The organism is Halorubrum aidingense JCM 13560 (assembly GCF_000336995.1).
Taxonomy (GTDB): Archaea; Halobacteriota; Halobacteria; order Halobacteriales; family Haloferacaceae; genus Halorubrum; species Halorubrum aidingense.
Genome location: NZ_AOJI01000025.1, coordinates 78,232 through 97,470 on the forward strand (window position 1 = coordinate 78,232; position 19,239 = coordinate 97,470).

General features: G+C 69.5%; 21 protein-coding genes and 1 tRNA gene. 13 read left to right on the plus strand and 9 right to left on the minus strand.

Features of this window, described 5'->3' with window-relative positions; genetic code table 11:
- The 3 genes from C461_RS09940 (at position 1) to C461_RS09950 (ending at position 2,556) form a co-directional block, all read left to right on the plus strand.
- Positions 1-963: a prenyltransferase gene (locus C461_RS09940; protein ID WP_049906529.1), complete on the plus strand. Its 963-nt coding sequence runs from the start codon at positions 1-3 to the stop codon at positions 961-963.
- The gene (gene cruF, locus C461_RS09945) at positions 960-1,877 is read left to right on the plus strand and encodes a bisanhydrobacterioruberin hydratase (RefSeq protein WP_008000863.1); all 918 of its coding nucleotides are present in this window, start codon (positions 960-962) and stop codon (positions 1,875-1,877) included. The genes C461_RS09940 and cruF overlap by 4 nt, the downstream gene beginning before the upstream one ends.
- A gap of 121 nt (positions 1,878-1,998) precedes the next feature.
- Positions 1,999-2,556, plus strand: a complete 558-nt coding sequence (locus C461_RS09950; RefSeq protein ID WP_008000865.1) for a diadenylate cyclase — start codon at positions 1,999-2,001, stop codon at positions 2,554-2,556.
- A 13-nt stretch (positions 2,557-2,569) separates the two neighbouring features.
- Here C461_RS09950 and C461_RS09955 read toward each other — a convergent pair whose 3' ends face one another.
- Both C461_RS09955 and gpmI read right to left on the minus strand, forming a co-directional pair.
- The gene (locus tag C461_RS09955) at positions 2,570-3,712 is read right to left on the minus strand and encodes a thiolase family protein (protein ID WP_008000867.1); all 1,143 of its coding nucleotides are present in this window, start codon (positions 3,710-3,712) and stop codon (positions 2,570-2,572) included.
- A 95-nt stretch (positions 3,713-3,807) separates the two neighbouring features.
- Positions 3,808-5,373 (minus strand): 2,3-bisphosphoglycerate-independent phosphoglycerate mutase, encoded by a 1,566-nt coding sequence (gpmI, locus tag C461_RS09960; RefSeq protein WP_008000869.1) that lies wholly within the window; start codon positions 5,371-5,373, stop codon positions 3,808-3,810.
- 145 nt (positions 5,374-5,518) lie between these two features.
- Between gpmI and C461_RS09965 the strand changes: the two genes are divergently transcribed.
- The 4 genes from C461_RS09965 (at position 5,519) to C461_RS09980 (ending at position 8,608) form a co-directional block, all read left to right on the plus strand.
- Complete coding sequence (locus tag C461_RS09965; protein ID WP_008000870.1) at positions 5,519-6,208, plus strand: ArsR/SmtB family transcription factor; 690 nt, start codon at positions 5,519-5,521, stop codon at positions 6,206-6,208.
- Positions 6,209-6,317: 109 nt separating this feature from the next.
- A complete protein-coding gene (locus C461_RS09970) occupies positions 6,318-7,238 on the plus strand; it encodes a DMT family transporter (RefSeq protein WP_008000871.1) in 921 nt (306 codons plus the stop codon).
- An 88-nt stretch (positions 7,239-7,326) separates the two neighbouring features.
- A complete protein-coding gene (locus C461_RS09975) occupies positions 7,327-7,920 on the plus strand; it encodes a GNAT family N-acetyltransferase (protein WP_008000872.1) in 594 nt (197 codons plus the stop codon).
- A 109-nt stretch (positions 7,921-8,029) separates the two neighbouring features.
- Positions 8,030-8,608 carry a hypothetical protein gene (locus C461_RS09980; protein WP_049906531.1) on the plus strand — a complete coding sequence of 193 codons (579 nt, stop codon included), beginning with the start codon at positions 8,030-8,032 and terminating at the stop codon, positions 8,606-8,608.
- A gap of 47 nt (positions 8,609-8,655) precedes the next feature.
- On the opposite strand, the gene C461_RS09985 is transcribed toward C461_RS09980, so the two are convergent.
- Together C461_RS09985 and C461_RS09990 are read right to left on the minus strand one after the other, a co-directional pair.
- Complete coding sequence (locus C461_RS09985; protein ID WP_008000875.1) at positions 8,656-9,108, minus strand: RNA-binding domain-containing protein; 453 nt, start codon at positions 9,106-9,108, stop codon at positions 8,656-8,658.
- Positions 9,105-9,719 carry an AAA family ATPase gene (locus tag C461_RS09990; protein ID WP_008000880.1) on the minus strand — a complete coding sequence of 205 codons (615 nt, stop codon included), beginning with the start codon at positions 9,717-9,719 and terminating at the stop codon, positions 9,105-9,107. The genes C461_RS09985 and C461_RS09990 overlap by 4 nt, the downstream gene beginning before the upstream one ends.
- Positions 9,720-9,828: 109 nt before the next feature.
- Here C461_RS09990 and C461_RS09995 point away from each other — a divergent pair.
- A tRNA-Arg gene (locus C461_RS09995) sits at positions 9,829-9,903 on the plus strand.
- A 46-nt stretch (positions 9,904-9,949) separates the two neighbouring features.
- Here the strand turns inward: C461_RS09995 and moaA are convergent.
- The 3 genes from moaA to C461_RS10010 form a co-directional block, all read right to left on the minus strand.
- A complete protein-coding gene (gene moaA, locus C461_RS10000) occupies positions 9,950-10,957 on the minus strand; it encodes a GTP 3',8-cyclase MoaA (RefSeq protein WP_008000881.1) in 1,008 nt (335 codons plus the stop codon).
- 158 nt (positions 10,958-11,115) lie between these two features.
- Entirely contained in the window at positions 11,116-11,886 is a 771-nt protein-coding gene (locus C461_RS10005; protein ID WP_008000882.1) for an MBL fold metallo-hydrolase, read from the minus strand.
- A gap of 94 nt (positions 11,887-11,980) precedes the next feature.
- Complete coding sequence (locus C461_RS10010) at positions 11,981-12,406, minus strand: universal stress protein (RefSeq protein ID WP_008000883.1); 426 nt, start codon at positions 12,404-12,406, stop codon at positions 11,981-11,983.
- 102 nt (positions 12,407-12,508) lie between these two features.
- Here C461_RS10010 and C461_RS10015 point away from each other — a divergent pair, with 102 nt between their 5' ends.
- Genes C461_RS10015 through C461_RS10025 form a run of 3 tightly spaced genes read left to right on the plus strand, consistent with a single transcriptional unit; the run spans position 12,509 to position 15,674 of the window.
- A complete protein-coding gene (locus tag C461_RS10015; RefSeq protein WP_008000884.1) occupies positions 12,509-13,030 on the plus strand; it encodes a metallophosphoesterase in 522 nt (173 codons plus the stop codon).
- A gap of 53 nt (positions 13,031-13,083) precedes the next feature.
- Positions 13,084-14,829, plus strand: a complete 1,746-nt coding sequence (locus C461_RS10020; protein ID WP_008000886.1) for an aldehyde ferredoxin oxidoreductase C-terminal domain-containing protein — start codon at positions 13,084-13,086, stop codon at positions 14,827-14,829.
- 59 nt (positions 14,830-14,888) lie between these two features.
- Positions 14,889-15,674: a hypothetical protein gene (locus C461_RS10025; protein ID WP_008000893.1), complete on the plus strand. Its 786-nt coding sequence runs from the start codon at positions 14,889-14,891 to the stop codon at positions 15,672-15,674.
- 62 nt (positions 15,675-15,736) lie between these two features.
- Here the strand turns inward: C461_RS10025 and C461_RS10030 are convergent, their stop codons facing one another.
- Entirely contained in the window at positions 15,737-17,272 is a 1,536-nt protein-coding gene (locus C461_RS10030; RefSeq protein WP_008000894.1) for a PAS domain-containing sensor histidine kinase, read from the minus strand.
- Between the two features lie 16 nt (positions 17,273-17,288).
- Positions 17,289-18,014, minus strand: coding sequence for a DUF5806 family protein (locus C461_RS10035; RefSeq protein ID WP_008000895.1), 726 nt, complete (start codon positions 18,012-18,014; stop codon positions 17,289-17,291).
- A 194-nt stretch (positions 18,015-18,208) separates the two neighbouring features.
- Between C461_RS10035 and C461_RS10040 the strand changes: the two genes are divergently transcribed.
- Together C461_RS10040 and C461_RS10045 are read left to right on the plus strand one after the other, a co-directional pair.
- A complete protein-coding gene (locus C461_RS10040) occupies positions 18,209-18,577 on the plus strand; it encodes a universal stress protein (RefSeq protein ID WP_008000896.1) in 369 nt (122 codons plus the stop codon).
- A complete protein-coding gene (locus tag C461_RS10045) occupies positions 18,574-19,128 on the plus strand; it encodes a GNAT family N-acetyltransferase (RefSeq protein ID WP_008000897.1) in 555 nt (184 codons plus the stop codon). Before C461_RS10040 ends, C461_RS10045 begins: the two co-directional genes overlap by 4 nt.
- The last annotated feature ends 111 nt before the right edge of the window (positions 19,129-19,239 follow it).

Sequence of the window (19,239 nt, forward strand, 5' to 3'; positions counted from 1 at the left end):
GTGAGCGAATCCGACACCGACCGGCGGTCGGCGGACGATCACGCCGACAACGACGACGACACCGCCCGGTCCGCAGGGGGATCGGAGACCGACGGGACCGGCCGGCGATCGCTCGCCGACAGCCTCCGGTACCTGCTGGTGTTGTCGCGACCGCGGTTCTGGCTGTACCTCGCCGGCCCCGTCGCCGTCGGCGTCACGTACGGAATCGGCGACGTGAGCGAGCTGTTCACGCCGACCACGGTCGCGCTCGCGGCGTACTTCCTCGTCCCGGCGAACGTGTTCCTCTACGGCGTCAACGACGCGTTCGACGCCGACATCGACGAGCTGAACCCGAAAAAAGAGGACCGCGAGGCGCGCTGGCGGGGGACGCGCCTAGTCGCCGTCGCGGTGGTCGCCGCCGCCGCGGCCGGGCTCGCCACGTTCGCGATCACCCCGCGGGTCGCGTGGCCCTACCTCGCCGGCTTCCTGCTGCTCGGCGCCGGGTACAGCTCCCCGCCGGTGCGGTTCAAGACGACGCCGCTGCTCGACTCGGTTTCGAACGGCCTGTACATTCTCCCGGGGGCCGCCGCGTACGCGACGGTTTCGGGCTCACACCCGCCGCTCGCGGCGCTCGCCGGCGCGTGGCTCTGGACGATGGGAATGCACACGTTCTCGGCGATCCCCGACATCGAGCCCGACCGGGCCGCCGGGATCCGGACGACGGCGACCCTGCTGGGCGAGGGACGGACGTACTGGTACTGTCTCGCCTGCTGGGTCCTCGCCGCCGTCGCGTTCGCGACGGTCGACCTCCGACTCGGCGCGCTGCTCGGCGTCTACCCCGTCTTCGTCGCGTGGGTCGCGACCTCGTCGGTCGCGGTCGACCGCGCGTACTGGTGGTTCCCGGCGCTGAACACGGCCGTCGGCACGCTGCTGGCGATGGGCGGGCTCTGGCGCGTCTACCCGCTGACGGAGGTGCTCGCGTGAGCGACGAGAGCGAGCCGACGGGGGCGACGACCGACACCGGGGAGTCCGCGACGGTCGCATCCCCATCGGGCGTCGACGCGCTTCGCGCTCGCCTCCCCGAGACGCGCGCGGAGGCCGAGGCCCTGCTCGACCGCCTCGTCCGCGAGAACCGGTTCACGATCGCCGTGCTCTTCCCGCTCGTCGGGGCCGTTTCGCTGGTCGGCAGCGCGGAGGGGTGGGTGCCGGACCCCCTCGCGTTCAACCCGTGGTTCGTGCTGTTCGGCGTGCTGGTGATGCGGTCGCCGCTCGTCGTCGGGGTGCTACCGACGATCGACCGCCGGGCGGTCGGGTGGCTCGGGGTCCTGATCGCGTACACCTACGCGATCGAGGCGTTCGGCGTCGCGACCGGGTGGCCGTACGGCAGCTTCGAGTACACGGTGAGCCTCGGGCCGATGGTCGGCGGCGTGCCGGCCGCGCTCCCCGTCTTTTTCATCCCGCTCGTCATGAACGCGTACCTGCTCTGCGTCCTGCTTCTCGGCCCGCGGGCGTCGAACGGCTGGCTCCGGCTGCTGACGGTGATCCCGGCGGTCGTCGCGATGGACGTCGTCTTGGACCCCGGCGCCGTCGCGCTCGGGTTCTGGAGCTTCGGGGGCGGCGCGTTCTACGGCGTCCCGCTGTCGAACTACGCCGGCTGGGTCCTGTCGGCGGCGGTCGCCGTGGTCACCCTCGATCGCGCCTTCGATCTGTCCGGGCTCCGCGAGCGGCTGGCCGACTGCGAGTTCATGCTCGACGACATGGTGAGCTTCGTGATCCTCTGGGGCGGGATCAACCTCTGGTACGGGAACCTCCTCCCGGTCGCCGTCGCCGGCGCGTTCGGGCTCGGACTCGTGCGCAGCGACCGGTTCGACGCGGCCCTTTTCAACCCGCTCAGCTGACGGCGATCGGCGATCTCGCGACCCGTCGCCGACACGACTCGGTGCTACTTATATACACCCCGTTCGTTGATTCACGTATGTGCGTTCGCGTCGCCAGTGCGGTCGGTGTGGAGGGGGATGAATGAGCCGTCTCGAGATCGAGTACGGGTCCCACGAACGGGTCCGCGAGATCGTCGACCGGCTGACCTACTGCGCCGAGCACGTCAGCGTCGACTTCGACGGGTGGGAAGAGCCGCACGTCAAGGGGCCGGGGCTGTACTTCGCGGTCGTCGCCGACCGCGGTTACGGTGCGTACGCCGACCCGATGGGTGACAATCGGTGGCCGCGGGACGGCTGTCCCTCGGTGTTCGCCGAGGACGACTTCGTCGCGGCCGCCGAGACGGTGAGCGTCGAGCAAGACGGCGGCATCGTCGTCGCCGTCGACGGCGAGATCGAATCGCAGATGGTGCGGTTCCGCGACCTCGGGACGCGGAGCGGCGAGGCGGATCTGGTCGACGACGTGGCTTACGAGCCGTGGATGGGGTCGCGACACATGAGCGCGATCGAGACCTCCGTCCGGCCGGAGGTCATCGCGACCGTGACCGTCAGCGAGGAGACGGGCCGCGTGAGCGTCTTCCGCGACGGCGAAGCGGAGTCGCTGACGCGAGACGAACTGGGCGGCCCGTGGCGCGCGGAGTGAGGACGTCGGTCGCCTAGCGCGAGAACTCGATCGCGGCGCCCTGCCCGAAGCCGACACAGAGCGTCGCCAGCCCGCGGTCGGCGTCGCGCTTCTGCATCTCGTGGATCAGGGTAACGGGGAGTCGAGCGCCCGAGGCGCCGAGCGGGTGGCCGATCGCGATGGCGCCGCCGTTGACGTTGTACCGCTCTTCGTCGATGCCGAGTTCGCGCCGCGAGTACTCACACTGGGAGGCGAACGCCTCGTTGAGCTCGACCAGATCGTAGTCGTCGATCGATCGGCCGGCGCGGTCGAGCAGTCCGCGCGTCGCGGGCACCGGACCGATCCCCATTACGGTGGGATCGACGCCGGCGACGTTGTTCGTGCCGACCTCCGCGAGCACGTCGAGCCCGTGGTCCTCGGCGAACGCCTTGCTCGTGACGAGCGTGAGCGAGGCCCCGTCGGAGATCTGCGAGGAGTTCCCCGCGGTCACCGTACCGTCTCCCGTGAACGCGGGCGACAGCCCCGCGAGCGTCTCCGCGGTCGTGTCCGGGCGAATCCCTTCGTCCTCCTCGACCAGACCGTCGTCGGTCTCGACGGGGACGATCTCGTCGTCGAACCGCCCCGACTTCGTCGCCTCGGCGGCGCGCTGGTGGCTCCGAGCGGCGTACTCGTCTTGGGCCTCGCGGCTCACGTCGTACTCCTCGGCGACCTTCTCCGCGGTCATCCCCATCTGGAGCTGGAAGACGTTGTACCGCTCCGACAGGTCCGAGTGGAGGTGCTGGTAGGAGTCGCCGTCCATCGGGACCCGGCTCATGTTCTCGACGCCCCCGGCGATGATACAGTCGCGGTTCCCGGCGGCGATCGCGTCCGACGCGGAGATGATCGCCTGCATGGAGGAGGCACACCAGCGGTTGATAGAGGTCGCCGGCACCGACTCGCCGAGCTCGGAGAGGAGCGCGATGACGCGAGCGACGTTGTTGTCCTGCTCGGTGCGCTGCTGGGCGACGCCCCACATCAGGTCGTCGACGTGGTCGCCGGTGAGCCCCGTCTCCGCGAGCGTGTGGTCGATGAGGCGCGTCGAGAGGTCCTCCGAGCGGACGTCAGCGTAGACGCCCCCGTCGCGTCCCTGCGGCGTTCGGTAGGCGGCCGCGATCACCGGCGTGGTCTCGTCTGTCATGAACGATCACTATCCGGTGAGGGTCTTAAACGCGGTGGAACCTGCGAGAATCCGACCGGAGTTTATCGTTTATTCTGTGCGCCGATCGAACGCCGTCACTCCGAGAGGAGACTCTTTCCGGTCATCTCCGCCGGCCGGTCGAGTCCGATGAGCTCCACGATCGTCGGCGCGATGTCGCAGAGCGACCCGTTCTCGCGGACCGCGCGGTCGCCGTCGTCGCCGTCGGGCGTGAGGTAGACGAACGGGACCGGGTTGAACGTGTGGGCCGTGTGCGGGTTCTCCGGCGTCCCCATGTCGTCGGCGTTGCCGTGGTCGGCCGTGACGAGCGCGTGGCCGCCGGCGTCGGCGACCGCGTCGAGGAGCCGGTTCAGCTGTGCGTCGACCGCCTCGACCGCCTCGATTGCCGCGTCGAAGTCGCCGGTGTGGCCCACCATGTCGGGGTTGGCGTAGTTGAGGACCATCAGGTCCGGGTCGTCTCCCTCGATCGTCCCGATCGCCTCGTCGGTGAGTTCGGGCGCGGACATCTCCGGCTGGAGGTCGTAGGTGGGCACGTCCGGGCTCTCCACGATCGTGCGCTGCTCGCCCGGGAACTTCACCTCGCGCCCTCCGTTGAGGAAGTACGTCACGTGCGGGTACTTCTCCGACTCGGCGATCCGAAGCTGGGTCAGACCGGCGTCGGAGACGACCTCGCCGATCGTGTTCTTCGGGATCTCCGGCGGGAACGCCACCGGAAACGTGAACGTCTCGTCGTACTCCGTCATCGTGGTGAGCCGGATATCGGGCTGGTCGAGCGCGAAGTCCCACTCCGGCCGCGTGTCGGTGAGCATCCGGACGAGCTGTCGAGCGCGGTCCGCCCGGAAGTTGAAGAAGACGACCGCGTCGCCGTCTTCGAGCGCGGGCTCGTCGGCGACCAGCGTCGGCTGAATGAACTCGTCGGTCTCGCCGCGAGCGTGCGCCTCCTCGGCGGCGGCGACCGCGGTCGGCGCCTCGTGAGGCGCCTCGCGCTCCACGATCGCGTCGTACGCCTTCCGCGTCCGCTCCCAGTTCTCGTCGCGGTCCATGGCGTGGTATCGACCCGTCACGGTCGCGACGTGGCCGGTCCCGCGCTCGTCGGCCCGCGCCGTCACGTCCGCGAGAAAGCCGTCGGCGATCTCCGGGGCCGTGTCGCGGCCGTCGGTGAACGCGTGAGTCGTCGCCGGCACGCCGGCGTCGGCGGCGGCGTCGATCAGCGCGAGCAGGTGCTCGACGTCCGAGTGGACCCCGCCGTCAGAGACGAGTCCCATGAAGTGGACTCGGCCGCCCGTGGACTTCGCGTGCTTCAGCGCGCCCGCGATGGCGTCGTTGTCGGACAGCGACCCCTCGGCGAGCGCGTCCGTGATCCGGGTGTACGCCTGCTTGACGACCCGCCCCGCACCGATGTTCAGGTGGCCGACCTCGGAGTTCCCCATCTGGCCCTCCGGGAGCCCGACCCGCCGCCCGTGGACGGTCAGCCGCCCGTCGGCGCCGCGCTCGGTCGCCGCGTCGAACGCCGGCGTGTCCGCGGCCGCGACCGCGTCTCGCCCCGCCGGTCGCCCGGACGGGTCGACCGTCGCTCCGTCTCCCCCGTTCGCCGCCCCGCCGCCGAGTCCCCAGCCGTCGAGAATGATGAGCGCCGTCTCCATATCCACCAATTCCCGGCGCCGAGCTAATTACCCTTCGCTCCGACGGGATCGCGCTCGGATCGGCGGCCGGGGCGCCGATTCGCGCGGCGACCGGCGCGACTTCGGGACAGCAGCCTTTTATTTGTCCGACGCTAACCATACGTTAATGGACTCCGCGGTACTGCTCGATCTCCTCGGCAACGAGAACCGGCGGCGCATCCTCCGGTTACTCGCCACCAAGCCCTGTTACGTCACGGAGATCTCGGAGTATCTCGACGTGAGCCCGAAGGCGGTCATCGACCACCTCCGCAAGCTGGAGGAGGCCGGTCTGATCGAATCGACGACCGACGACCAGCGCCGTAAGTACTTCCGGATCAGCCGCAGCCTCCGGCTGGAGGTGAGCGTCTCGCCGTACGGCTTCGGCGCGAAGAGCGCGTACCCCGCGAAGAACAGCTTCGACATGTCCGGACGGTGCCCCCACCTGACGATCGAGGCGCCGGACGGGTCGGCCGCGTCGAGCGATCTGGCCGGGCTCGCGAAGGAGTACACCCGCTTGCAGGACCTCGATCGAGAGCTGTCGCTGGCCCAGCGGTGGGTGCAGGGCCGCGTGGAGGACACGCTCTCACAGATCGACGAGCGACTCGGCACCGAGTCCGACAGCCGCTTTTTCGCCGCGGTCCTCGCCGCGCTGATCGAGACCGACGGGACCCCCAGAGCCGTCGCCGACGAGGTCGGCGCCCACGAAGAGACGGTCGCGGACGCGCTCCGCCGCCTCGCCGACGTCGGCGTGATCGCTCGCGAACCCACCGACGACGGCCGCCCCGGGGAGGACGCCGTCCGCTACCGGGTCCGGTAGGGTCGTCGACCGCCTCGGTAACGACCGAACCGGGCGCCGCAGCGCGCGGGTTCCCCGCACGTCCGGCCGCTTCCGGAACCTTTTGGCCGGTTCACGGGAGACCACGGGTGTGAGTCGCACTCGGACCCTCTCGTTGTTCCTCGTGCTCGCCGCCGTCTGGGGCTCCGCGTTCATGGCGATCAACGCCGGCTTAGCGTACTTCCCGCCGGTGTTATTCGCCGCCCTCCGGTACGACATCGCCGGCGTCGTCATGCTCGCGTACGCGGCCGTCGTCGTCGACGACCCGATCCCGCGGGGCCGCGAGGAGTGGACCGTCGTCGCGATCGGTGCGACGCTGCTCATCGCGGCCTACCACGCGTTCCTCTTCATCGGCGAGAGCGACCCCGCCGTCACGAGCGCGGTCGCCGCCGTGATCGTCAGCCTCTCGCCGGTGTTGACGACCGTGTTCGCCCGCGCGTTCCTCCCCTCCGAGCGGCTGACGCTGATCGGCGTGCTCGGGCTGATCGTCGGGCTCGTCGGGGCCGTCGTGCTGGCCGCGCCCGACCCGGCGAACCTCACCGGCGGCGGGACGGTCGCGAAGTTCCTCGTCTTGGTAGCGGCGGCCGCCTTCGCGCTCGGCTCGGTGCTCACCCGGGCGTCCGACGCCGAGATCCCGATCGAGACGATGGAGGCGTGGTCGATGCTCCTCGGCGCCGGGCTGATGCACCTGCTCGCGGTCGGGCTCGGCGAGTCGCTCGCGGACATCGCCTGGACGGGCGAGGCGGTCCTCTCGCTCGCGTACCTCGCGATCGCCGCCAGCGGGATCGGCTTTCTCATCTACTTCTACCTGCTCGACCAGCTCGGCCCGATCGAGATCAACCTCGTGTCGTACGTCGCGCCGGTGTTCGCGGCCCTCTCCGGCTGGCTGTTCTTAAACGAGGGGCTCACGCTGAACACCGTCGCGGGCTTCGTGATCATCTGCGTCGGGTTCGCGCTGGTAAAGCGGGCGGCGATCCGGACGGAACTCCGTCGGCGCGGCGTCGTCGACTAAGGAGACGGAGTCACCCGAGACCGCACGATGCGTGTCAACGTAACTCATATTCGGTGTGATTTTATACATATCCGTGAGACGGGCGGGTATGTTCCCTGAGACGATCGAGACGGACCGGCTGCGGTTGGTACCGCGGTGGCCGGAGCACGTCGATCTCGACGACTGCTACCGGATCTGCTCGTCGGACCCCGGGATCGACGAGGTAACCGAGCACGTGACGTGGGACCCCCACGAGACGAAGAAAGAGACGCTCGAGTTCCTCGAACGCGGCCGTGAGCGGTGGGAGGAGGGCGAGGCGGTGAACTACGTCATTCACCCCCGCGAGGGCGAGGACGGTGCCGGCGAGATCGCTGGCTTCGGCGGCTTCACGATCGACTGGGAGAAACGGACCGCCGTTCTGGGAACCTGGCTCCGCAAGCGGTTCTGGGGTCGCGGCTACTCCGGCGAGCGTGCCGCGGCGCTCGCCGAGGTTGCCTTCGCGGACCTCGACCTCGACCTCGTCGCCGTCAGCCATCTCCCTCAGAACGAGCAGTCGCAGCGAGCGATCGAGAAGTACGTCAACCGACTCGGCGGCCGTCGCGAGGGGCTGTTGCGGAACCACATCACCTTCATGGACGGCAGCGTCCACGATGAGGTCCGCTACTCGATCTCAAAAGAGGAGTGGCGCAAGGCAACCGAGTAGCCGAAAAACGGAGAGGAAGACCCGGGTCGGGAATCGGAGATCGAACATGGTCGGCGGCGAGCGCGCCGACCCAACAAACACTTACGGCGTCCGAAACGACGCGGAGTACATGTCTTCCTCCGAAACCGCGAATCGAACGCGCGGACTCGTCGCCGGCGCGGGCGCGGGCGCCGTCGCCTACGTGCTCGGCTATCTGTTCGCGTACGTCACGCAGAGCGGCCAGGTCGAAGACCAACTCGCGGGGTTCAACGCCTTCGCCGACCTGTTCGGCGGCGATCCGATCCCGGCGTGGCAGGGGGTCGGCTGGCTGTTCTACAACGGGCACTTCGTCGACACGCAGGTCCCGTCGCTGATCGGCGGCGCGCGGTCGCTGAACCTCATCGCGGAGGCCGACGGCGGCTCGCTAACGCTGCTGTACGTCGTCCCGCCGGTCCTGCTGATCGTCGCCGGGATCGTCGCCGCCCGGATCGCGGGCGCGACCGAACCGGTCGACGGCGCCACCGCGGGGGTCTCCGTTCTCGCCGGGTACCTCCCGCTCGCGGTGCTCGGAGCGTTCCTGTTCCGGTACTCGGTGGGCGACGGCGCCGTCGCGCCCGACATCGTCACCGCGGTGCTGCTCGCGGGCGCCGTCTATCCGGCGGCGTTCGGCGGGGTCGGCGGCGCGGTCGCGGCGCTCCTGCGCGACTGACCACGAGAAGCGCGTCGTCGGGTCGGCAGGAACCGACGCCGCGACCGTCAGTACTCCGCGTCTTCGGGGTCGAACCGGTCGCCGTACTCGCGGACCGGGTCGACCGGCCGGCCCTCGTCGGTCTCGGGCGCGACGTAGTCGATGAACGCCTCCACGTCCGGCTCTCTGACCCGGACGTCGACGTCGATCTCGCCGAGTTCGTCCGGCTCGCCGACGGCGAAGTTGACGACGCCCTCGAAGGCGGCCTGCTTTTTCAGCGAGAACGAGAACCCCTCGTCGGTGCTGTTGCGCAGGAACACGCGGCGGGCCGTGTCGAGGATCTCCTGTTCGTGGAGCACGTCGGAGAAGGCGTCGAGGGTGTGCGCCTCGGCGACGAGGCGCCCGTCCTCGTGGACGGGGTCCGCGTCCGGGAACACGTTCCGGACCGCGTCGGCGACCCGGTCGGTCACCTCGGTGTCGCGGACCGGGGCCTCGATCCGCACGTCGATGCTGTAGATCACGCGCCGTCACCCCCGGCGTTGGCCGGTTCGGCGGGCTCTTCGTCGGCGTCGTCTCCGTCGTCCGCCGCGACGCCGAGCACGTCTCGGACTCGGGTCCGGAACGCCGCCAGCGAGCCGGTGTTGTCGATCTCGACGTCGGCGCGGTCGAGCGTCGCGCCGAGTCCGAGGTCGATCTCGCGGGCGTCGCGCTCGCGGAGGGCCTCAAGGTCGGAGTCGGAGTCGTCGCGGCCGCGGTCGTCGAGGCGCTCGGCGCGGAGCTCGAAGGGGGCGCGGATCGCCACCAGCGTGAAGTCGTCGCCGAAGGCCTCGCGGAAGCGCTCCAGTTCGACGGTCGAGCGCAGGCCGTCGACGAGCACCGTGTCGCCGGGGCCGTCGGCGGCCGCCTCCCGGATCAGCGGGAGGGTCCGGGCGGCGATGGCGTCGGCGCCCTCCTCCTCGCGGAGGGTGCCGGCCATTCGCCCGTGGTGTTCCGCCGGGTCGAGCCCGCGGCGGCGGCACTCGGCGCGGATCACGTCGCCCATCACGACGACCGGGATGCCCGCTTCTGCGGCCACGTTCGCCGCCTCCCCCTTGCCGCTGCCGGGGAGACCGACGGTTCCGATGACGTTCATTGGCGCGGAGTAGTCCCGTGTCGGACTTAGGTCTGCTGTTGGGACGCGGGCGTCGACGTCGATGCGAACCGTCGGCGTTTTTTATACGAGGCGGTTGAGGTGGAAGTGAGGGCACGTAGCTCAGCCAGGATAGAGCGTCGGACTTCTAATCCGATGGTCGTGGGTTCGAATCCCATCGTGCTCGTTCACTCCTTGCAGTCGTTCCCGAGCACGATGTACTCTTGTTTCCCTCAATCCGCCGCGCTCGGCGTCCCCAAGTACTCCTCGTTGAGTTCGTACTCGCCGTCGTCGTTCTCGATCAGGTACTCGCCGTAGTACGGGACGCGGTTCGCGACGACCGCCTCGAACGTCTCGGCGATTTCGTCGCGCGTCATCTCGCCCATCGACCGGAGGTCGTCGTTGCGGTTGAGACAGCCCTTTAAATACCCCTCGTGGGTGACGCGGACGCGGCCGCAGTTCGCGCAGAACGCCTCGTTCTCGACGGGGTCGACGATTTCGACCATGCCGCCGTCGCCGTCCCCGCCGTCGTCGTCGCCCACGAAGTACCGCTTGCGGTCGTGCATCTCGCGGTGCTCGACGCGGTGGGAGATGTCCGCGAGCCAGTCGTGGACCCGCTGGATGTCGATGTTCCACTCCGGCTTGCCGGTCAGCTCCGGCATGTACTGGATGAGCTGGAGTTGGAGCCCCTCGTTGTCGGCGACGTGCTCGACCATCTCCTCGACGTACCCCGCCGTGTGCGTGAACACGACCATGTTGAGCTTCACCGGGTCGAGCCCGGCGTCGACGGCGGCTTTGACGCCCTCCAACACCTGTTCGTAGGCGCCCGACTTCGTCACCGCGGCGAAGTCCTCCGGGTCGAGCGCGTCCTGCGAGACGTTCACCCGGTCGAGCCCGGCGGCTTTCAGGTCCGCGGCGCGCCCGGGAAGGAACGTCCCGTTGGTGGTCATCGACACCTCCATCGAGTCGGGCGTCCGCTCGATGATCTCCTCTAAGTCCTGCCGCAACATCGGCTCGCCGCCCGTGAACTTCACCGAGTCGACGCCGTATCCCTCGACGACCTCGAGAAAGCGGACCACGTCGTCGGCGCTCATCTCCTCGTCGCTCGGCTCCATCGGCCCTCGCGTGTCGCCTAACCCCTCGTTGTGACAGTAGACGCAGTCGAAGTTACACCGGTCGGTGAGCGAGATCCGAACCCCCGTCACCTCCCGTCCGAAGTCGTCCGCGAGTGGACCGGCCATAGGGGATGAAGCCACTGGGATCGCTTAAATATCCGGGTCGATCGTGACGCAGCGTAACGCCGACCGGTTACGTCCGGTGGCGCCGATCGAAACACGTCCGAAGCGCGCTCGGGGAGGGCATAGCCGAGGCGCCGGCGAACGCCGCCCACGCCGCGAGGTCAGATCTCGATTCGCAGGCCGTCGCTCGCGACCTCGACCTCGCCGCCGAACCCTGCCGCCCGGACGCTCCGGGCCATCTCCCGCTCTCGCCCGCCCGTGTGCGGGTAGAGGTGCGACAGCAGGAGCGTGCCGATGTCGGTCCCCGCGAGCGACTCGCCAAGCGTCGTCGGATTCGGGTGATTCGACACGTCGATCCCGTCCGGGAACGAGCAGTCGTGAACGAGCACGTCGCTGCCGTCCGCGAACGACGCCATCCCGCCGAACGCCTCCGTGTCGCCCGAGAGCGTGAGCGGCCCGTCCGCGGGGTCGGTCCCGTCGGCGCCCGGCGGCGCGAACCGGTAGGCGAACCCCGCCATCGAGTGGCGCGTCTCGCGGGCCGCCACGCCGAACCCGGCCGCCGAGAAGTCGCGCGCCGCCGACACCTCCCGGATCGCCAGGTCGATCCGCCCGTCGAGGTAGTCGTGCACGTCGAGCAACCCGTCCACGAGCGCCTTGGTCCCGGACGGGCCGACGATCTCCAGGTGCTCCGCGCCGGCGAGCCACCGGGCTTTGATCAGGGGTAACAGCGCCGCGACGTGGTCGAGGTGGTGGTGCGTCAGGAGGACGGTCGAGACGCCCTCGTAGCCGGGGTCGGTCCCCGCGAGCCGCTGGAGGACGCCGCTGCCGCAGTCGACGAGCAGCGACCGCCCGTCCGCTTCGAGGAGGTAGCCGGCCTGCGCGCGGTCGGGCACGGCCATCGCGCTCCCCGATCCGAGAACGGTGAGTTCCATACGCGGGATCCGAGCGCGCAGGCACCTAACTGGCCCGGAGAGCGACGGCCGCGACCGGCGCGGCGAGCGCGGCGGATCACAGCGCGGTCGGGACTCACTTGATGAGGAACACCGGGACGGTCGCGTCGTCGGCGACGCGGTCGGAGACGCTGCCGAGCGACTGGATCCGCTCGCGCGGGGACTTCCCCTCCGGGCTCATCACGATCACGTCGATCCCGTGGTCGTCGGCGTACGCGACGATCTCCGTGTCGGGCGTGCCGCTCGCCACGTGGGTCTCGACGTCGAGTCCGGCGTCCGCAGCGCGGTCGGCGACCGCCGCGACGGCGGCGTCGCCCTGCGATTCGAGGTCGGCGACGATCTCGTCGTGGAGGTCGCCGGAGTTCGCCGTCGCGATCCGGCGATCGACCACGTACAGCGCGTGCACCGTCGCGTCGTGGTCGCTCGCCAGTCGAATCGCGTGATCGAGCGCGCGGTCGACCGCCTCGCTCCCGTCGGTCGGGACCAGGATGTCGTCGTACATACGCGACCGTTCGGTCGGGGGTCCCATAACGGTAGGCCCTCGCGCTCGAGCGGCGGGAACGCGGGCGACCGGTTTTTTGCCCTCGCGGCGCGACCGGTCCGCATGCGCATCGGCATCGTCTCAGACACGCACGACGACCTCGCCGCCGTCGAGGCGGCCGTCTCGCTGTTCGATCGGGAGGACGTCGACGCCGTCGTCCACTGCGGCGACTTCGTCGCGCCGTTTTCGGTGACGCCGTTCGATCGCGGCGAGGGCGACACGCCCGACTTCTACGCCGTCCGCGGTAACAACGACGGCGAGTGGGCGGTCGAATCGACCGTCGCGTCGTTCGGCACCTACCTCGGCGAGGCGGGGGCGCTCGCGCTCGGCGGCCGCGACATCGCGGTCACGCACGGCACCAGCGAGATCGTCGTCGACGCGCTCGTCGACTGCGGCGACTACGACTACGTCTTCCACGGCCACACCCACGCGCACGGGGTCGAGGAGCGCAGCGGCACCGTCCGCGTGAACCCCGGCGGACTCCCGATCCCGGTCGACGGCGCGGACGACGCCTTTCGCGTCGCGACGCTCGACACCGCGGTCGGCGGGGCGGAGGCGGTGACGCATCACGTGCTCGACGAGTGAGACGCGGTGCGGCCACCCCGAGTTTTATCGCCGTTCCGTCGTTTGGTACCCGCATGAGACACGCACAGGGGCCGCTCCTCACGATCGACGTGGCGGACCGGACGGCGTCGACCGAGCCGATCGACGACCGCCTCGACGAGTTCGTCGGGGGCCGGGGGCTCAACACCTCGCTCGCCTACGACCGCATCCCGTTCGACGCCGACCCGCTCGGCCCGGAGAATCGCCTGTACTTCTCGACGGGACCGATGCAGTACTCGACGACATCCTACACCGGCCGGATGGCCGCCACGGGGCTCTCCCCGCTCACGAACGGGCTGCTCTCGTCGAACGCCGGGGGGTTCCTCTCGCGGAACTTCACCGGCGCCGGCTACGCCGCCGTCGAGATCGTCGGCGAGAGCGACGAGCTACTGGCCGTCCACGTCCGCGAGATCGGCGACGACGGCGAGCCGACAGTCGAGTTCGAGCCCGTGCCCGATCTCGCCGAGGCCGAGGTGTCCGCCGTCTCCGACCGGTTCGCCGAGAGCCGCGATCTCTCGCCGGAACACGTCGCCTGCGTCGGCCCCGCGGGCGAGAACGGGGTCCGGTTCGCGTCGATCATGACCTCCGACACGCGCGCGTTCGGCCGCGGCGGGCTCGGGGCCGTCCTCGGCGCGAAGGGCGTGAAAGCGCTCACGTTCGACGGAGACGCCGACGCCGCGATCGATATCGACTGGCCCGACGACGCGGGCGAGGTCCACCGCGAGGCCGCGACCTCCGATTCGATCATGAAACGACAGGGGACCACGAGCGTGACGGAGCTCGCCAACGAGGTCGACGCGCTCCCGTCGTACTACTTCTCGGAGACCTCTTTCGAGGGAGCCGAAGGCATCTCCGGCGACCGCGTCGAGGAGAAGAAGTACAAGAAGGGCACCTGCTCCAGTTGCGCGTTCGCCTGTAAGCTCCCCACCCGCGACGAGGAGACGGGCGTCGAAACGGAGGGGCCGGAGTTCGAGACCGTGATGGCGTTCGGCTCGAACGCCGGCGTCGACGACGTGGTCGACGTGATGCGCGCCAACGAGTTATGCGACGAGCTGGGGATGGACACCATCTCTTGTGGCGACGTGGTTTCGATGTTCTTAGAGAGCGAAGCGGAGTTCGGCAACGCCACGCTCGTCAGGTCGCTCGTCGAGCAGATCGCCTACCGCGAGGGCGTCGGCGACAAGCTCGCCGAAGGCATTCACCGCGCCCACGAGGAGTTCGGCGCCGACGACTGGACGGTGAAGGGGATGGCCTTCTCCGGGCACGACGGCCGCACGCTGAACGGGCAGGGGCTCGGCTTCGCGACGTCGAACCGCGGCGCCGACCACATGTACGGCGAGTTCTACCCCTACGAGTACCCGCTCGTCGACAAGGACCAGGCGCTCGACCCGACCGGACTGGAGGGGAAGCCGCCGAAGCTCGTCGAAAAGGAGAACCGCAACGCGGTGCTCGACTCGGCGGTCATCTGCAAGTTCTCGCGCGGGACCGTCACCGACGACCGCCTCGCTTCCCTCCTCGACGCGGACTACGACGATCTGCTCGCGCTGGGCGCGCGCGTCGTCGAGCTCGAGCGGGGGTTCAACAACGCTCGCGGCTTCGACCGCGCCGACGACACGGTCCCGTACGCGGACGCCATCGACGGCTTCGAAGACGGGCTCTCGGAGTACTACGCGATCCGCGGCTGGAACGACGACGGCACGGTCTCCGGGTACGCCGACGGCGACCGCGAGACGCTGGGTGACGGACTCGGAGAGAGAGGCGGCGTCGCCGGCGACGACTGAGGCGAAAACGCACACTTGTTCTTTCACCGACGTTTTAGGTGTCCGGTCGAAGAGTGCCCATGGACAGACGTGCGTTTCTCGCCGACGCGGCCGCAGCGGTCGGAGCGGTCGCTGGAACTGGCGCGCTCGCGGGCTGTGTCGATCTCGGCGGCGGCGGCGACCGCGTCGCGATTCGCGACCCTCCCGAGCGCCCGTCCGACCTCACTGCCGAGTCGGTCGCGGCGTACGCCGCCGCCCGCGAGGAGGTCCGCACGCACAACCGCCACGCCGAGAGCGGTGCCGTCGAGGTGGCCGTCGACGCCGTCGCGACGTTCGATCACGCCGCGGAGCCGGACCATTACGCGACCGCCCAGTACGCCGGAACGGTGTACTACGAGGACGGGGACGGGACTCGATCGGTCGGCGAACTGCACTCCGATCCCGTCCCCTACCTGGTCACCCCGGACCGGACCCTCCGGTTCGGCGTCACGCGCCGAGCCGTCGAGACCGACGAGCGGAGACGCGACGGAGAGGAGACCACCGACCCGCCGCTCGGCGTCCGACTCCTCAACGTGACCGAAGAGTCGCGCGAGGTCACGGTGACGGTCGCCCGTCGGGAATCGGGCGCCGAGACGCTCGTCGAGGACGCGATCACCGTCGAACCCGAATCGGCGGTGGAAATCCGCGCGATCACGGCCGTTCGGGGCGGCTACCGCGTCACGGCGCGGATGGTCGACAACGGCGTGACGAGCGAAGGGCGCATCGAGGTCGGGCTCCCCAGCGCCGACCGCGGCCCGAACGTCGACGTCGTGATCGACGACGACGGGATATCGACGTGGCATCTCCCTTCGTTCGAGGGGATCTGAACGGAAACGCGGGCGGCGGACGGGAGAGACGAGACCGGCCGTCGATTGGGAGGTGAAGCCGATCAGTCGAGCGTCTCGGCGGTGTCGACGCCGCGGAACTCGAACCGAGCACCGCCGCCGTCGGCGTCGGCGACCGACACGGACCACCCGTGCGCGTCGGCGACCTCGGCGACGATCTTCAGGCCGAAGCCGGTCCCGTCGGGGTCGGTCGAGATCCCCGCGTCGAACACCTCGTCGCGGAGGTCGTCGGGGATCCCCGGCCCGTCGTCGGCGACGTAAAATCCCGTTCCGTCGGCGAGAGCGCCGATCTCGACGCGGACCAAGGCGCCGCCGTGGGCGACCGCGTTGGCGAAGAGGTTCTCGACGGCCTGTCGCAGCCGACTGCGGTCCGCCCGGAGCCGGAGGTCCGCGCCGACGACGAGCGCTGCCTCGGCGGTGTCGACCCCGGCCCAACACGTCTCGGCGAGTTCCGAGAGGGTCACCGGTTCGGTCTCGTCGATGGCCGTGCCCTGCTTCGCGAGCGTCAGCATGTCGTCGACGAGAGCGCTCATCCGGTCGAGCGAGCGGGCCACGGCGTCGATCTCCACCATCTCGCTGTGGTCCGTTTCGAGGCGTTCGCGGACCATATCGAGGTTGCCGACGGCGACGTTCAAGGGGTTCCGCAGGTCGTGGGAGACGAGGCTCGCGAACTCCTCCAAGCGGTCGCGCTCGCGGGCGATCTCTGTCTCGCGGGCCCGAAGCTGCCGCTCCCGTTCGATGCGCATGAACACCATGGTCACCGTCGCCGCCCAGAGGCGCGCGATCGCGAGATCGGAGTTATCGAACGCGCCCGGCTCCGTCGCTCCGACGTTGATGACCCCGTACCGACCGAGCGGGAGCACGAGTTCGCTCCGGATCGGCGAGTCCGGGTTGTGACGGTCCGGGTCCGTGTGGGTGTCGGCGACGACCGCCGGCTCGCCGGAGTCGAACACCTCCCACGAGATGCTCGTCCCGTCGGCGCAGAACGTCGGGTGCGGACCGACGACCTCGGCGGCGGCGTCCGTCCAGACGACGGGGTCGAGACAGTCGCGGTCTTCGTCGTACAGCCAGAGCGCCGCGATCGAGTGTCCGAGCACCTCCTCGATGTACTCGACGGCCGCGCGCGCCGCGACCTCTCGGTCGGTCGTTTTCAGCAGGTCCTGTGTCGCCTCGTGGAGCGCCTCTAGGACCTCCGTCCGGCGGTGGAGTTCGGCCTGTTCGGCGCGCTCAGCTCTGACGTCGACGATCGTGACGACCAGATGCGTCTCGCCGTCCTGTTCGAACGGGCCGAGGCTGACCGTGACGGGGACCGTGGTGCCGTCCTCGCGCCGCACGGAGAGGTCGAGACTCGCGGCCATCGACCGGGGCTCCGGGTCGGCGACGTACCGGTGAAGCTGTTCCCCGGCCGATCCGTCGTCGGGGTCGTACAGGAGCCGCTCGATGTCGGTCCCCTCCAACTCGCGCGGCACGTAGCCGAGCACCGGCTCGACCCGACCGTTTCCCGCGCGGATGCGCCCGTCGGCGTCGACGATCACGATCGCGTCGGGGAGCCCGTCGAGCGCCTCCGGGAACCGCTCCATGGCTATCGCCCCACGACTACTCCTCGGCCGGTTCGTGGACGTGACCGCACTCGGGACAGCGGACCTCTTCGCCGCGGAGATCGGCCGAGGAAGTGCGGACCTCGCGCATCACCTCGCTGATCCGATCTTCGGCTTCCAGCTCGTCGGCGACCGCGAGGTCGACGCCCTCGACCTCCAAGAGGAACTTGGCGACCTCGGTGACCTCGTACATCATCTCGTCTAAGTCCTCGGCGGTGAAGAAGCCGGACATCGCGCCGTAGAGGAACGTCGCCCCCGACTTCGTCACCTTCTCCTCGAAGGAGTACCGCGCCTGATTGACCGCCTGCGGCGTGTAGGTGTCGGTCATGAACGGGACGAGTTCGGGGAGGTTCTCACCGATCTTCGTCATCTCCACGCCGGTCTCGGTGCGGAAGTCCGCACAGAGGCGCGCGATGGCCCACTCGCGAGCCGTGACGTACGTCCGATCGCGGAGGAACTCGTTGACGCGCTCGTAGCGGGCGCCGTCCATCTTCTTGAATCGCTCGTACTTCCGTACCTCCGGGGGTACGTCGGCATCGGCGTCGGCGGGTTCGTCCGGCGTGTCGGCAGGGTCGTCCGGCGTGTCGGCGGATTCGCTCGGCGCGTCGGCGGATTCGTCCGGCGTATCGCGCGCAGAATCGGCTTCACCCGTCGCCTCGGTGTCGCCGGCGGGGGCCGATCCGTCGTCGGTTGCGTCCGACTCGGGATCGGTGTGATCGTTCATATCCTTGTGGACTGGACGCCCGAACAAAAGGGTTGTCGGTGACGGTGTCGCCGCGTTCGGTGACGACCGCGGCGGTCACGGCGGTCGTGGCGACTGTGGTGTCCGCGGCGGTCGTGGCGACTGTGGTGTCCGTGGCGTCCGCGGCGGCGTCGATCGGAGATCCATTTTTGTATCAGCGTGTGGACGTGCGAGATATGAAGGTGCTTTGCGGGATCGGCGGCAGCGACGACTCGTTCCGGGCGCTCGACCGAACCGTCGAGCGGGCGGCGGTCGCGAACGACGACCTGACGATCGCGGTCGTGGAGAACCCGGACTCGTCGGTCGATCCCGAGGACGTCGTCGAACGCGCGGAGGCGGCCGTCGCCGAGGCGGGGATCGACGCCGAGGTCCGACAGGTCGAGGGCGACCCGGGGAGCCGACTCGTGGAGATCGCCGAGCGAGAGGAGTTCGAGGAGATCGTCTTGGGCGGCGGACACACGAGCCCGATGGGGAAGATCACGATCGGATCGATAGCCGAGTTCGTCCTATTGAACGCCAAGACCTCGGTCACGTTGGTCAGATGAGCGACCGACGATACCCGGAGGCGATCGCCGACGCGTTCCCCGCGCCCCCCATCGAGTTCACCGATCGCGAGGACCGAGCGGTCGAGATCCGCCCGTACGAGGGGTCCGAAGCGGGGTACGAGTCCCTCGTCGAGATGTACGACGCCTTCGACCCGGCGGACCGCGCACAGGGGATCCCGCCGGGCGGCGAGACGCGGATCCGCGAGTGGCTCGACGCGATCCTCGACGAGGAGTGCCTGAACGTGATCGCCTGGTGCGGCGACGAGGCCGCCGGTCACGCGACGCTCGTGCCCGACGGCGACGCCTACGAGCTCGCGATCTTCGTCCACCAGGACTATCAGCGCGCCGGGATCGGCACCCACCTCATCCGCGGGCTGCTCGGCCACGGACAGGCCGAGGGCGTCGCGAAGGTGTGGCTCACCGTCGAGCGATGGAACCGCGCCGCCGTGGCGCTGTACAAGAAGATCGGCTTCGAGACCTCGAACGCGGAGAGCTTCGAACTGGAGATGGGGCTCCGGCTGAACGAGGACCCGGACGCGGACGAGGAGTAGCGGGGACGAGGCGTAGCGGTGACGAGGAGCGACCGCGACGGGGGGTAGCGGTGACGGGGGAGAGCCGCGACCGGTCGCGAAATTCGCGCCGATCGGGGGCCACATTTTCGT

Excerpts from the sequence above, each read along its gene's own strand:
- C461_RS09950 (WP_008000865.1), top strand. The coding sequence starts at position 1,999 with ATGAGCCGTCTCGAGATCGAGTACGGGTCCCACGAACGGGTCCGCGAG.
- C461_RS10040 (WP_008000896.1), top strand. The coding sequence starts at position 18,209 with ATGAAGGTGCTTTGCGGGATCGGCGGCAGCGACGACTCGTTCCGGGCG.
- C461_RS10015 (WP_008000884.1), top strand. The coding sequence starts at position 12,509 with ATGCGCATCGGCATCGTCTCAGACACGCACGACGACCTCGCCGCCGTC.
- C461_RS10010 (WP_008000883.1), bottom strand. The coding sequence starts at position 12,406 with ATGTACGACGACATCCTGGTCCCGACCGACGGGAGCGAGGCGGTCGAC.
- C461_RS09990 (WP_008000880.1), bottom strand. The coding sequence starts at position 9,719 with ATGAACGTCATCGGAACCGTCGGTCTCCCCGGCAGCGGCAAGGGGGAG.
- C461_RS09975 (WP_008000872.1), top strand. The coding sequence starts at position 7,327 with ATGTTCCCTGAGACGATCGAGACGGACCGGCTGCGGTTGGTACCGCGG.
- C461_RS09955 (WP_008000867.1), bottom strand. The coding sequence starts at position 3,712 with ATGACAGACGAGACCACGCCGGTGATCGCGGCCGCCTACCGAACGCCG.
- C461_RS10005 (WP_008000882.1), bottom strand. The coding sequence starts at position 11,886 with ATGGAACTCACCGTTCTCGGATCGGGGAGCGCGATGGCCGTGCCCGAC.
- C461_RS09980 (WP_049906531.1), top strand. The coding sequence starts at position 8,030 with ATGTCTTCCTCCGAAACCGCGAATCGAACGCGCGGACTCGTCGCCGGC.
- C461_RS10030 (WP_008000894.1), bottom strand. The coding sequence starts at position 17,272 with ATGGAGCGGTTCCCGGAGGCGCTCGACGGGCTCCCCGACGCGATCGTG.
- C461_RS10025 (WP_008000893.1), top strand. The coding sequence starts at position 14,889 with ATGGACAGACGTGCGTTTCTCGCCGACGCGGCCGCAGCGGTCGGAGCG.
- C461_RS10045 (WP_008000897.1), top strand. The coding sequence starts at position 18,574 with ATGAGCGACCGACGATACCCGGAGGCGATCGCCGACGCGTTCCCCGCG.
- moaA (WP_008000881.1), bottom strand. The coding sequence starts at position 10,957 with ATGGCCGGTCCACTCGCGGACGACTTCGGACGGGAGGTGACGGGGGTT.
- C461_RS10035 (WP_008000895.1), bottom strand. The coding sequence starts at position 18,014 with ATGAACGATCACACCGATCCCGAGTCGGACGCAACCGACGACGGATCG.
- C461_RS09965 (WP_008000870.1), top strand. The coding sequence starts at position 5,519 with ATGGACTCCGCGGTACTGCTCGATCTCCTCGGCAACGAGAACCGGCGG.
- C461_RS10020 (WP_008000886.1), top strand. The coding sequence starts at position 13,084 with ATGAGACACGCACAGGGGCCGCTCCTCACGATCGACGTGGCGGACCGG.
- gpmI (WP_008000869.1), bottom strand. The coding sequence starts at position 5,373 with ATGGAGACGGCGCTCATCATTCTCGACGGCTGGGGACTCGGCGGCGGG.